Here is a 13,186-nt window from a genome sequence, read left to right on the forward strand (position 1 = left end):
TGGCGGTCATACCTTCCCCCCACGCATCAACACACGATTTTCATAATCCACCCGCATCAGCACCGCCACCGCGACGCAGTTCAGCACGATGCCCGAGCCGCCGTAGCTGACGAGCGGCAACGTGAGACCCTTGGTCGGCAGCAAGCCGAGGTTCACACCCATGTTGATGAAGGTCTGCGCGCCGAACCAGATGCCGACGCCCTTCGCCGCCAGCCCCGCAAACGTGCGGTCGAGCGCGAGCGCCTGACGACCGATCTCGAACGAGCGGCGCACGATCCAATAGAACATCAGGATCACCACCAGCACGCCGACGAAACCCAGCTCTTCGCCGATCACCGCGAGGATGAAGTCGGTGTGCGCCTCCGGCAGGTAGTTGAGCTTCTCGACGCTGCCGCCGAGACCCACGCCGAACCACTCGCCGCGGCCGAACGCGATCAGCGAGTGCGTCAATTGATAAGCCTTGCCTTGCGCGTAACGGTCGTCCCACGGATCGAGGTAGGCGAAGATCCGCTCTCGACGCCACGGCGATGCCCACACCAGCAAGCTGAACGTGCCCACCGCCGTCGCTACGAGGCCGCCGAACAGCTTGCCGTTCACGCCGCCCAGAAACAGCAGGCCCATCGCGATCGCGGCGATCACCATGAACGCGCCCATGTCCGGCTCGAGCAGCAGCAACGCGCCGACGAGCCCCACCGCCACCGCCATCGGCAAAAAGCCCTTGGCGAAGCTGTGCATGTACTCCTGTTTGCGCACCGTGTAGTTCGCCGCGTAGATCGTCACGGCGAGCTTCATGATTTCCGACGGCTGCATGTTCGTGATGCCTAGCGGAATCCAGCGGCGCGCGCCGTTCACGCCCTTGCCGATGTGCGGAATCAGCACGATCACCAGCGCGACCAGCGAAATCAGGAAGAGCTTCGGCGCGTACTTGTCCCACGTCGAGATCGGGATGCGGAACGATACGACGCCGATCACCGAGCCCATCACCACGAAAATGATCTGCCGCACGAGGAACGCGTAATCGCGATACGACGCGTACTTCGGCGAATCGGGCATCGCGATCGACGCCGAATACACCATCACGACACCGAGGCCGAGCAACGCGACGACCACCCACAGCAACGAGTGATCGTAGTCGAGCATCCGCGAGCGCAGCGGACGCACGCCGTTGACGGCGCTCGCGAGACCGCTGCTGCCGGTGCGGCCGGACGTGCGGCCCATGTGGCCTGAGCTGCCTGCATCGCCTTGACCGGCACGTGACCCGGCGAGGCGCGACCCGAAGCGTTCCGACCAGCTCATATCATCGTCCCCCGTTCGGCAGCGATGTCTTCCACCGTGCTGCGGAACACCGCCGCACGATGCGCGTAACCCTTGAACATGTCGAAACTCGCGCAAGCCGGCGACAGCAGCACGGCGTCGCCCGGTTGCGCCAATGCCGTCGCGGCGCGCGTGGCTTCTTCGAGCGTGGCGTGATCGCTCAGCGCGATGCCGGTATGTTCGAGCGCGGTGCGAATCTGCGGCGCGTCGCGGCCGATCAGCATCACGGCTCGGCACCAGCGCATCACCGGCTCGGCGAGCGGCTCGAAATCCTGGCCCTTGCCGTCTCCGCCGGCAATCAGCACCGCGCGTTGCGCGAGGCCATCGAGCGCGGCAACCGTCGCGCCGACATTCGTCCCCTTGCTGTCGTCGACGTAATCGATGCCTTCGATCGATGCGATCAATTCCACCCGATGCGGCTCGCCGCGGTATTCACGCAGGCCGTGCAGCAGCGGCGCGCCCGGCAGACCGATCGCACGCGCCAACGCATACGCGGCGAGCGCGTTCGCGGCATTGTGCAGACCGCGAATACGCAAGGCGTCGGCAGGCATCAGACGCTTGAGCGCGATGCTCGGCGGCGCGACCGTTTCGTTCTTGCGACGGCGCTTCGGCTGCGGCTCGTCGCTCGCGTCGCGATCGTGCGCTTCGACCAGCCACACGATGCCGTTGTCGCGCAGCAGACCGTAGTCGCCGTCGTTCTTCGGCTCGGTGACGCCGAAGGTGATCACTTCAGCGTCGCCGTCCACGGAAGGCGCGAGCGCCATCACGCGCGCGTCGTCGCGATTCAGCACGCGCACGGTTTGTGTACCAAAGATGCGGCCCTTCGCAGCGGCATATGCATCGAGGCCGCCGTGCCAGTCCAGGTGATCCTGGGTGATGTTCAGAATGACCGCAGCGTCGGGTCTAAACGTGTGCGCGGTTTCCAGCTGGAAGCTGGACAACTCGAGCACCCACACGTCGGGCAACGCGGTGTTGTCGATCGCTTCGGTCAGCTTGTCCAGCGCGGCCGGGCTGATGTTGCCCGCCACGGCGACCTTCTTGCCGGCGCGTTCGCACAGCAGGCCAGTCAGGCTCGTCGTGGTGGTCTTGCCATTGGTGCCGGTGATCGCGATCACCTTCGGCGCGTAACCGCTCTCGCCGAGCGTCTTCAGCGCTTGCGAGAAGAACTCGAGTTCGCCCCACACAGGAATGTCCCGCTCACGCGCCGCCGAGATCAGCGGCAGCAGATCGGCGGCGAGCGGCGACAAACCCGGGCTGATCGCAAGCAGTTCAACGCCTTCGAGCAGCACCGGCGAAAACGGGCCGCCGACGAAATCGGCGTCGACACCGTGCGCTTCGAGCGCGGACAGGTTCGGCGGCACCTCGCGCGTATCGGCCACACGCAGCCGACAGCCGTGCCGCGCGCACCAGCGCGCCATCGCGAGACCGGATTCACCCAGTCCCAGCACGAGCACCATCGGCTTTTGCCGATCCCGAAACTTCTCGCCAAACATCGCCTGCTTCCCCTAAATACCGCTTAACGCAACTTGAGCGTGGACAAACCGAACAGACACAGCATCAGCGTGATGATCCAGAAACGCACGACCACCTGCGTTTCCTTCCAACCCGACAATTCAAAATGGTGATGCAGCGGCGCCATCTTGAAGAGCCGCCGCCCTTCACCGAAACGGCGCTTGGTGAACTTGAACCACGCAACCTGCAACATCACGGAGAGCGTCTCCGCAACGAAAATGCCACCCATGATGAACAGCACGATTTCCTGACGCACGATCACCGCGACCGTGCCAAGCGCGCCGCCGAGCGCCAGCGCGCCGACGTCGCCCATGAACATCTGCGCCGGGTGCGTGTTGAACCATAGAAATGCGAGTCCCGCTCCGCCCATCGCCGAGCAGAAAATCAGCAGTTCGCCGGCGCCGGCGATATGCGGAAACAGCAGGTATTTCGAGTAGACCGAGCTGCCCATCACATACGCGAATACGCCGAGCGACGCGCCGACCAGCACGACCGGCATGATCACGAGGCCGTCGAGACCGTCGGTGAGATTCACCGCATTGCTCGCGCCGACGATCACCAGATAGGTCAGCACGATGAAGCCCCATACGCCGAGCGGATAGCTGATCGATTTGACGAACGGCAGCATCAGGTCGGCGCGCGCCGGCAAGCCCATCGACAAGCCGCTGCGCACCCACGCCATGAACAGGTCGAACACGCGCACATTGCTGGCTTCGGACACGCTGAAAGCCAGATAAACGGCAGCGAACAAACCGATCACCGACTGCCAGAAATACTTTTCACGCGACGACATGCCGCGCGGATCCTTGTAGACCACCTTGCGGTAATCGTCGACCCAGCCGATCACGCCGAAACCGAACGTGACGAGCATCACGATCCAGATGAAGCGGTTGGTCAGATCGGCCCACAACAGCGTCGCCACGGCGATACCGAGCAGAATCAGCACGCCGCCCATGGTCGGCGTACCGGATTTGACGAGGTGCGTTTGCGGGCCGTCCTTGCGCACGGCCTGGCCGACCTTCATCGCGGTCAGCTTGCGAATCACCCACGGGCCACAGACGAGCCCGATCAGCAGCGCGGTGATGGTTGCCATCACCGCGCGGAAAGTCAGATAACTGAACACGCGCAAGAAGCTTGCGTCATTCTGCAGCCATTGCGCCAGCGCCAGTAGCATGCTTCGGTCCTTCTATTTCAATGTGCGGCGGGCGCATTGCCCGCTGCGTTGGGTTGTGGACTCGTTACGGCGTCCACCACGCGCTCCATTTGCATGAAGCGCGAGCCTTTCACGAGAAGCGTTGCAGCAGGACCGAAACCGGCCTGCTGCAATTGCGCGATCAGCGTGCCGACATCGGCGACGTGATGCGCGTTGGCGCCGTACGCGGTGCAGGCGTCGCGCGAGGCGTCGCCCAGTGCGTACAGCGCGTCGATCCCGCGTTCTTTCGCGTATGCACCGATCTCGCGATGAAACGCCGGACCGTTGTCGCCGACTTCGCCCATGTCGCCCATCACCAGCACGCGCGGCAAGGCTTGCGACGCGAGCACGTCGATTGCGGCGCGCATCGAGTCGGGGTTCGCGTTATAGGTGTCGTCGATCACGGTTGCACCGGCGAGCGTGCCGAGCGCGGCGCGCTTCACCTGCAAACGACCCTTCACGGCGCCGAACGATTCGAGACCGCGCTTGATCGCGTCGAGCGAAACGCCTGCGGCGAGCGCCGCTGCGGTCGCGGCCAGCGCGTTGTGTGCGTTGTGGTTGCCTAGCACCTGCAACGTGACGTCGATATGGCCTTCCGGCGTGTCGATGCTCAGAAGATTGCCGACGAACGTACCCGTTACCGCGGCTTCGGTCGCGCGGTCATCTGAGTTCAACGCGAAATCGACGATCCGGTTGCCGGTTGCGGCGACGCGCCAGATGCTCGCGTAGGCATCGTCAGCCGGGAACACGGCGACGCCTTCCGGGGACAGCGCGTGAATCACGCTTGCGTGTTCGAGCGCGACTGCTTCGACCGTCGCCATGAATTCCTGATGCTCGCGCTGCGCGTTGTTCACGACCGCGACGGTCGGCTCGGCGATCTTTGCAAGCACGGAGGTTTCGCCCGGATGGTTCATGCCTAGCTCGACCACCGCCAGTTGATGCGCGGCGTTCAGGCGGAACAGCGTCAGCGGCAGGCCGACGTCGTTATTGAAATTGCCCGCGGTCGCGAGGCGAGCATCCGCGCCAACCGCAGCGGCGAAAATCGACGCGATCATTTCCTTGACCGTCGTCTTGCCGTTGCTGCCCGTCACCGCGACGAGCGGCGCGCTGAACTTGCGGCGCCAGCCGCGTGCAAGCGCGCCCAACGCAACGCGGGTATCGGCCACGCGCAAGGCGGGGAGACGCCAGTCGCTGGGACTGCGCGCGACCAATGCGGCCGTGACGTTGCGCGACGCAACGTCCGGCAGGAAGTCGTGCGCATCGAAACGCTCACCCTTCAACGCGACGAACAGATCGCCCGGACCGGCACTGCGGCTATCGGTCGACACGCGCTCGAACGCGACGCTCCCGTCTCCAAGTACGGTGGCGCCGGGAATCAGCGCGGCGGCTTCGCGCAGCGAGAACATCGTCATTCGCCACCTCCGCGTGTGTGCGTCGCACGCGACGCGAGCGCGAGGCGAGCGTGGTCCTGATCGGAGAAAGCGCGTTTCTTACCCATGATTTCCTGTGTTGCTTCGTGCCCTTTGCCCGCCAGCAGGATGACGTCTTCGCGCGCGGCGCCGCGGACCGCTTGCAGGATCGCGCTCGCGCGGTCCTCGATACAGCGTGCCTTCGACGCGTCTTTCATGCCGGCGGCAATCTGTTCGATGATCGCTTGCGGATCTTCGCTGCGCGGGTTGTCGCTGGTCACGACGACGCCGTCGGCGAGCCTCTCGGCAATCGTGCCCATCAACGGACGCTTGGTCGCGTCGCGGTCGCCGCCGCAGCCGAACATGCAAATCAGTTCGCCGCCACGTGCAGCCGCCATCGGGCGCAGTGCTTCCAGAGTCTTTTCCAGCGCGTCCGGCGTGTGCGCGTAATCGATCACGACAAGCGGTTCGTCGTTCTGCAAGCGGCCGCCCAGACGCTGCATGCGGCCGTTTACCGGCTCGAGCTTCGCCAGTTCGGCGAGCGCGGCGTCGAACGGGACGTCCGCGGCGAGCAACGCGCCGAGCACGCCGAGCAGATTGCTGACGTTGAACGCGCCGAGCGTTTGGACTTCGACTTCGGCGCTGCCCCAATCCGACGTGGTCAGATGGAATGCAGTGCCGGTGGCGGTGGCGCGCACGTTCGAGGCCGTGAGCAACGCATCGGCCTGCGGCGCGTCTTCGAGCGCTTCGTCGAGACCGTAGGCGATCGTGCGTGCATGGCCTTTCGCGCTGGCGAGCAGGCGGCGGCCGGCCGCGTCGTCACGGTTGATCACCGCGGCACGCAGCTCCGGCCACACAAACAGACGCGCCTTCGCGGTTTCGTAGGCTTCGAGCGTGCCGTGATAGTCGAGGTGATCTTGCGTGAGATTCGTGAACACGGCGATATCGAAGGCGGTGCCGTTCACGCGGCCTTGATGCAGCGCGTGCGACGACACCTCCATCGCCACGGCTTGAGCGCCCGCGGCGCGCAGTTGCGCGAGACTGCGCTGAAGCTGCGGCGCGTCGGGCGTCGTAAAGCCAGTGTGCACGAGTTGACCCGGCAAACCGGTGCCGAGCGTGCCGATGATCGCGCAGCGCGTGCCGAGCGCGGTCAGCGCCGCCGAGATCCATTGGCTGCACGAGGTCTTGCCGTTGGTGCCGGTGACGCCGATGGCCAGCATCGCGTCGCTCGGATTCTTGTACCAGGCGCTCGCGATCTGGCCCGCCAGTTCGTTCAGCGCCGGTACGGCCAGCGTCGTAACCGGATCGATCACGCCGCTGAAACCTTCCGGCTGAACCAGCACCGCCGCCGCGCCGCGCTCGATCGCGCCCCCGATGAACGGGCGGTTGTCCGCGCCGTCGACCGCGTAGGCGAAATACGCATCGCCCGCGGCGAGCGAGCGCGTGTCGGCGTGCAGATGCGCGTCTGGCCGCACGCGGGCGTGCAGCCAGGTCAAGGCGTCGACGATCTGCCGGTGCGCCGGATGCGTCTGACGCAGCGCGCTCATCGCTCCACTCCGGGATGGCTTTTCGCGTTGGCGGCGATCGTCATTTTCTTCGCGCCGCCGCTGGTGGAAAGTTTCTTCGCCGTTGCGGCTGTCGGCGCTGCGGTTTGCGCAGCCGGCGCCGAATCGTCCGACACCACCATCTGCTTGACCGGCATGTCCGGCGGCACATTCAACGAGCGCAGCGTATCGCCGACGATCGCCGAAAACACCGGACCCGACACCTGACCGCCGAAGTGGCTGCCCGCAGTCGGTTCGTCGACCGAAACGGCCACGACGATGCGCGGATTCGGCATCGGCGCCATGCCGACGAACGATGCGCGGTACTTCGAATGGTCGTAGCCGTGAGCGCCGTGCTTGTACGCGGTACCGCTCTTGCCGCCTACGCGGTAGCCCGGCACGGCCGCATCCGGCGATGTGCCGCCCGGCGCCGTCACGGTTTCGAGCATCGCTCGCACTTCGCGCGCGGTGGTCGGCGCGAAGATTTGCGGCCCAGTCGCCGGCAGATCGCCAGGCGTGCGGAAAATCGACACCGGCATGATCTCGCCGTCATGCGCGATCGCGGTATACGCGCGGCCCAGCTGGAACAGCGACACCGACAAGCCGTAGCCGTACGACATGGTGGCCTGCTCGATCCGGCGCCAGCTCTTCCACGGACGCAGACGGCCCGCCGCCGCGCCTGGAAAGCCGACCTTCGGCGCCTGGCCGAGACCGATGCTGGTGTACATGTTCCACATCTCTTCGGGCTTGAGCTGCATCGCGATCTTCGTCGCGCCGATGTTGCTCGACTTCTGGATCACACCGCCCACCGTCAGCACGCCGAACGCGCTGTCGTCGGTGATCGGCGCGCCGTCGAGCACAAAGCGGCCCGGCCCCGTATCTACCAGTGTAGTCGGCGACACGCGGTGCAGATCGAGCGCGAGCGACACCGTGAACGGCTTCATGATCGAGCCCGGCTCGAAGGTGTCGGTCAGGATACGGTTGCGCAACTGATCGCCGGTCAGGTGCGAACGGTCGTTCGGGTTGTACGTCGGGTAATTGACGAGCGCCAGCACTTCGCCGGTACGCACGTCGATCACCATCGCGGCGCCGGCTTTCGCCTTGAATTTCTCGACGGCCGCTTTCAGGTTCGTATAGGCGATGTACTGGATCTTGCTGTCGATCGACAGGTCGACGTCCTTGCCGTTGTGCGGCACGACCTGTTCGTCCACATCTTCGATGATGTGGCCCATCCGGTCCTTGATCACCCGGCGGCTGCCCGACATGCCGGCCAGCAGCTTCTGGTCGCCGAGTTCGACGCCTTCCTGGCCCTCGTCTTCGACGTTCGTAAAGCCGATCAGGTGAGCCGTGATCTCGCCTTCCGGATAGAAGCGCTTGTACTCGTCGCGCGCATAAATGCCGGGGATGTCGAGCGCGGTGACCTGCGCGGCGACGTCGACCGGCACCTGGCGCTTCACGTAGACGAAGGTCTTGTCTTCCGACAGCTTGGCGCGCAGTTCCTTATTGGTCATGCCGAGCAGCTTGCCGAGCGCGGTCAGCTTGTCCGCGCCGAGATCGTCCGGCACCGATTCGGGAATCGCCCAGATAGCGCGCACCGGCAGACTCGTGGCGAGCACAAGACCGTTGCGGTCGAGAATCTTGCCGCGCGTGGCCGGCAGCTCGAGCCGGCGCTGATAGCGGATCTCACCCTGCTTCAGATAGAACGCGTTGCCCGGCCCCTGAATCCAGAAGGCGCGCGCGGTCAGCGCGACGAACGCCATGAACAGCAGGAACACGACAAGTTTCGAGCGCCACATCGGCAGTCGCACCGACAGGATGGGATTCGCCGAGAAGGCCACGCTCTTGCGAGCCGACGATTTTTTCATCGCGCGCCTCCGCGACGGGTCGTGAGCGGCGCCGACGCCGGATCGGAAGTCGGGATCGGTGCGTCAGCAGCCTTGGCAGCGCCCGGATCGAGCGTCAGGTATTGGGTGCGGCCGGTGCTCACCGACTGCATTTTCAGCGAGGCCGTGGCGATCTGCTCGATGCGCGAGGTCTTCGACAGCGCGCTCTGCTGATATTGAAGCTGCGAATAGTCCTGCTGCAACTGACGCTCCTGCGATTGAGCACGCTGCAACTGGATAAAGATCTGACGCTGCTGATTGGTGGCGTTGACGACAGACAAGGCGCAGCCCATCACGATGATCAGCAGGAAGATATTGAGGCGATTCATGGCGCAATCCGCTCCGCCACACGCATCACGGCAGAACGGGCGCGCGGATTCGCGGCGACTTCAGCGTCGCTCGCGAACACGCGGCCGATGATTTTGAGCGGAGGGCTCGGCAGATCGACTGCTCGAATCGGCAGACGGCGATCGACCGCAGGCGTACTGGCGTGCGCCTGCATGAATCGTTTGACGATCCGGTCCTCGAGCGAATGAAAGCTGATGACCACCAGCCGCCCCCCTTGCTCCAACAGCGACAACGCTGCTTCTAAAACGACTTGCAGCTCCGCAAGCTCTTGATTGATGTGAATCCGTATAGCTTGAAAGGTGCGGGTTGCCGGATCCTTGCCCTTCTCACGGGTTTTGACGACGTTAGCCACGATTTGGGCAAGCTCGCCCGTGCTGACGAGAGGCCCAAGACGGTCGGACTCTGCCCGGCGAGCAACAAGCGCCTTTGCAATCTGAAAAGCAAACCGTTCTTCCCCATAATCTCGTATTACCTCCGTCAGTTCCTGCACCGTGGCCCGCGCCAGCCAGTCAGCGGCAGACTCGCCGCGCGTCGGGTCCATCCGCATGTCGAGCGGGCCGTCGGCGCGGAAGCTGAAACCCCGCTCCGGATCGTCGACTTGCGGCGACGACACGCCCAGATCCAGTAAAACGCCCGACAACCGCCCTACCCCGCGCTCCGCGATTGCGTCTCGCAGTGAAGCAAAACTCTCGTGCACGATGCCAAAGCGCGGATCCGCAATCTGCTGCGCCGTGGCGATGGCGAGCGGGTCTTTGTCGAACGCGATCAGACGCCCCGACTCGCTCAGCCGCTCCAACACCAGACGGCTATGACCGCCGCGCCCGAAGGTGCCGTCCACATAAACGCCGTCCGCGCGCGTCACCAGCGCATTGACCGCTTCTTCCAGCAGCACCGTGCGATGCTGCAATTCGTTTCCCATCGCAGGTGCCATATATGTATGCCGCGATCAGAACGTGAAATTCTTTAACGCTTCGGGCATGCCCTCGGCGATCGCCGCCTGTTCCTTCGCGGCGTAAGTTTGTGCGTCCCACAACTCGAAGTGACGTCCCATGCCGAGCAGGGTCACTTCTTTTTCCAGCGAACCGGCCATGCGCAACTCTGGCGACACGAGCACGCGACCCGCGCCGTCCATGTCGACGTCCATTGCGTTGCCAAGGAAAATGCGGCGCCACCAGGTTGCGTTCATGGGCAGATTGCCGACCTTCTCGCGGAAGATCTCCCATTCAGGACGTGGAAAGAGCAACAGGCAGCCGTCCGGGTGCTTGGTGATCGTCACCCGGCCTTCTGCCTGTGTCTGCAGCGCATCCCGATAACGAGAGGGAATCGACATCCGCCCTTTCGCATCGAGCGTCAGCGCCGACGCCCCTTGGAACACTTCGCTCTCCCCTCATACGACGCTTTAGCGCCGGCTGCCCGATCTATCAAAATCTACCCGAAACCGCCCGTGAGATCACACAAAAATACACTTTCTCACACTGTCTCCCACTTTAGAGGAACGCTAAACAGGGGTCAAGGGAGAAGCGCGCTTTTCGAGCGAAATTTGTTTGTTAGAACAAGGACTTAGCGCGACTCCTTCACATCAGACATAAAACGGAAAACCGTTATAAATGAATGAGCTAGTGCAACTTGTGAAGGTGATACGTGAAAAGTGCGGGGGAAAGGCGCGGAATGTAAGAGACTGTCAGGCGGGATTGGACGATGTTTGCTGCCGTTTTCGGCGATTCTGGCAGACGGCGCGTAGTGCGCCGTCCCACGTCGAAATGATGGTGTGAGTTGAGGCGCCCAACCTATATGTAATAGGCCGTGCGGGTCATCACCTTCGACACTGCGCGCATCAGCGCGCGCGCCGGCAACGGCAACTCGACGCCGCCTGCGTCCATCGCTGATTTACCGTGCTCCGCTTCGTCCACGCGCATCTGTTCGACGATCGCGCGCGACTCGAGATCGGCTGCGGGCAATTCATCCAGATGGCTATCCAGATGCTGTTCCACCTGGCGCTCGGTTTCCGCCATAAAGCCAAGACTGACGCGATCACCCATACGACCTGCTGCCAGGCCGATTGCCAACGCGCCGGTGTACCAAAGCGGGTTCAACAGGCTAGGACGCGAATCGAGCGCCTGAAGGCGCTTTGCGGTCCACGCCAGATGGTCCTCTTCTTCGATCGCCGCGTGATTGAAGACCGCGCGCAAAGACGGCGACTTCGTAGCCAGTTTCTGAGCCTGATAAAGCGCCTGGGCACACACCTCGCCGACATGGTTCACCCGCATCAAGCCGGCCGCGTGCGCGCGTTCCGCCGGCGAGAGTTCCACGGCCTCGGCCGCCGATTCTTGCGGAACCGGCAACGGACGGCTCATCCGCGATACGCCCGTCATTGAGCGTAAACCCCGATCAAATTCGCTAATCAATTCGTCCAGAAACATGCAGCACTCCCGTGATTCAACAACCGCCCCACCGCACTGACAGGTCCACTCGACAAGGCTTTGCGGCACAAAACCGGACTCGCGAAGACTTCGTACCCGAACGAATTTAGCGGCCAATTTGGGATTTTAGACCATGTTGCGTAAACGAAACAGGAGCGCTCGTCGCCGTCTCCTTTTTCTTTGTGCCATGTATGCCTTTTGTTACATTACGTGCAACTTCTCGCGAAGTTGCACAGCAAGGCCTCAACGCAACATAAATATTCGCCTTGTACAAAAGATTCGTAATTCTTGGAGATCATTCGATGAAAAAGTCGCTTCTCGCTCTCGCAGCACTGGGCGCATTTGCAGGCGTCGCTCATGCGCAGAGCAGCGTGACCCTGTACGGTATCATTGACGAAGGCTTCAACATCAACACCAACGCTAAGGGCCAGCACCTTTACAACCTGTCCAGCGGCGTTCTGCAAGGCTCGCGTTTCGGCCTGCGCGGCGCGGAAGATCTGGGCGGCGGTCTGAAGGCGATCTTCGTGTTGGAAAACGGCTTTGACGTGAACAACGGCAAGCTGGGTCAAGGCGGCCTGATGTTCGGCCGTCAAGCTTATGTCGGTCTGTCGAGCCAGTTCGGCACGGTCACGCTGGGTCGTCAGTACGACTCCGTCGTCGACTACGTCGGTCCGCTGGAAGCCGGTGACCAATGGGGCGGCTACATCGCTGCTCACCCGGGCGACATCGACAACTTCAACAACGCGTACCGCACCAACAACACGGTCAAGTACACGAGCGCTGACTACAACGGCCTCAAGTTTGGCGGCACGTACAGCTTCGGCGGCCAGGCAGGCAACTTCAGCGGCAACCAGATCTGGTCGTTGGGCGTTGGCTACAACAACGGTCCTCTCGTCCTCGGCGCCGGTTACTTGAACGCGCGCACCCCGGCAGCTTCGGGTGGCCTGTTCAACAACGGCGGCACGATCGCGTCGAACACGGTGAAGGCTACGGGACCGGACTTCGCCGTGTCGTCGCCGGTCTACGCTGGCTTCGCTTCGGCTAACACGTACCAGGTGATCGGTGCGGGTGGTGCGTACACGTTCGGCGCCGCAACGGTCGGTTTGACGTACTCGAACATCCGCTTCGCAAACCTGGGTGCTTCGTTCGCATCGCCGTACAAGGGTCAATCGGCTACGTTCAACAACGCGGAAGTCAACTTCAAGTATCAGTTGACCCCGGCATTGCTGGTCGGCGCTGCATACGACTACACCCGCGGTGCGGACATCGCTGGTGCATCGCGTGCTCAATACCACCAAGGCTCGGTCGGCGTGGACTACTTCCTGTCCAAGCGCACCGACGTCTACGTTATTGGCGTGTACCAACACGCTCTGGGCTCGACGTTGAATACGAGCGGTACTGTGGTGGACGCTCATGCAGGCATCAACGGCCTGTCGGGTTCGTCGAACCAGAACCAGCTCGCGGCTCGCGTCGGTATCCGCCACAAGTTCTAATAAGTCGTAATAAAGCAGTTTGCCTCAAAGGCGCCTTCGGGCGCCTTTTTTTATGGCAAGCGCACCGGCTG

At 63.2% G+C, this 13,186-nt stretch carries 11 protein-coding genes; 1 reads left to right on the top strand and 10 read right to left on the bottom strand.

Annotation, left to right across the window (positions count from 1 at the left end; all coding sequences use genetic code 11):
* Positions 1–6 precede the first annotated feature (6 nt).
* From ftsW to coq7, 10 genes are all read right to left on the bottom strand, one after another.
* Positions 7–1,296 carry a putative lipid II flippase FtsW gene (gene ftsW / locus AC07WT_RS18695; protein ID WP_494948063.1) on the bottom strand — a complete coding sequence of 430 codons (1,290 nt, stop codon included), beginning with the start codon at positions 1,294–1,296 and terminating at the stop codon, positions 7–9.
* Positions 1,293–2,807: a UDP-N-acetylmuramoyl-L-alanine--D-glutamate ligase gene (gene murD / locus AC07WT_RS18700; protein ID WP_492594474.1), complete on the bottom strand. Its 1,515-nt coding sequence runs from the start codon at positions 2,805–2,807 to the stop codon at positions 1,293–1,295. The genes ftsW and murD overlap by 4 nt, the downstream gene beginning before the upstream one ends.
* Before the next feature lie 23 nt (positions 2,808–2,830).
* Positions 2,831–4,000 carry a phospho-N-acetylmuramoyl-pentapeptide-transferase gene (mraY, locus tag AC07WT_RS18705; RefSeq protein WP_115099203.1) on the bottom strand — a complete coding sequence of 390 codons (1,170 nt, stop codon included), beginning with the start codon at positions 3,998–4,000 and terminating at the stop codon, positions 2,831–2,833.
* A gap of 17 nt (positions 4,001–4,017) precedes the next feature.
* Positions 4,018–5,430: a UDP-N-acetylmuramoyl-tripeptide--D-alanyl-D-alanine ligase gene (locus AC07WT_RS18710; protein WP_494948064.1), complete on the bottom strand. Its 1,413-nt coding sequence runs from the start codon at positions 5,428–5,430 to the stop codon at positions 4,018–4,020.
* Positions 5,427–6,974 carry a UDP-N-acetylmuramoyl-L-alanyl-D-glutamate--2,6-diaminopimelate ligase gene (locus AC07WT_RS18715; protein ID WP_494948065.1) on the bottom strand — a complete coding sequence of 516 codons (1,548 nt, stop codon included), beginning with the start codon at positions 6,972–6,974 and terminating at the stop codon, positions 5,427–5,429. The genes AC07WT_RS18710 and AC07WT_RS18715 overlap by 4 nt, the downstream gene beginning before the upstream one ends.
* Positions 6,971–8,836 (bottom strand): peptidoglycan D,D-transpeptidase FtsI family protein, encoded by a 1,866-nt coding sequence (locus AC07WT_RS18720; protein WP_494948066.1) that lies wholly within the window; start codon positions 8,834–8,836, stop codon positions 6,971–6,973. Before AC07WT_RS18720 ends, AC07WT_RS18715 begins: the two co-directional genes overlap by 4 nt.
* The gene (ftsL, locus tag AC07WT_RS18725; protein ID WP_492594478.1) at positions 8,833–9,183 is read right to left on the bottom strand and encodes a cell division protein FtsL; all 351 of its coding nucleotides are present in this window, start codon (positions 9,181–9,183) and stop codon (positions 8,833–8,835) included. The genes AC07WT_RS18720 and ftsL overlap by 4 nt, the downstream gene beginning before the upstream one ends.
* Positions 9,180–10,133 carry a 16S rRNA (cytosine(1402)-N(4))-methyltransferase RsmH gene (gene rsmH / locus AC07WT_RS18730; RefSeq protein WP_494948067.1) on the bottom strand — a complete coding sequence of 318 codons (954 nt, stop codon included), beginning with the start codon at positions 10,131–10,133 and terminating at the stop codon, positions 9,180–9,182. Before rsmH ends, ftsL begins: the two co-directional genes overlap by 4 nt.
* Positions 10,134–10,148: 15 nt before the next feature.
* Positions 10,149–10,577, bottom strand: a complete 429-nt coding sequence (gene mraZ / locus AC07WT_RS18735; RefSeq protein ID WP_073431291.1) for a division/cell wall cluster transcriptional repressor MraZ — start codon at positions 10,575–10,577, stop codon at positions 10,149–10,151.
* Between the two features lie 412 nt (positions 10,578–10,989).
* Complete coding sequence (gene coq7, locus AC07WT_RS18740) at positions 10,990–11,622, bottom strand: 2-polyprenyl-3-methyl-6-methoxy-1,4-benzoquinone monooxygenase (RefSeq protein ID WP_492594480.1); 633 nt, start codon at positions 11,620–11,622, stop codon at positions 10,990–10,992.
* 302 nt (positions 11,623–11,924) lie between these two features.
* Here coq7 and AC07WT_RS18745 point away from each other — a divergent pair, with 302 nt between their 5' ends.
* On the top strand, positions 11,925–13,115 hold the full coding sequence (locus AC07WT_RS18745) for a porin (protein WP_494948068.1): 1,191 nt from the start codon (positions 11,925–11,927) through the stop codon (positions 13,113–13,115).
* The last annotated feature ends 71 nt before the right edge of the window (positions 13,116–13,186 follow it).

This window comes from Paraburkholderia sp. GW821-FHT02A12 (assembly GCF_059422005.1).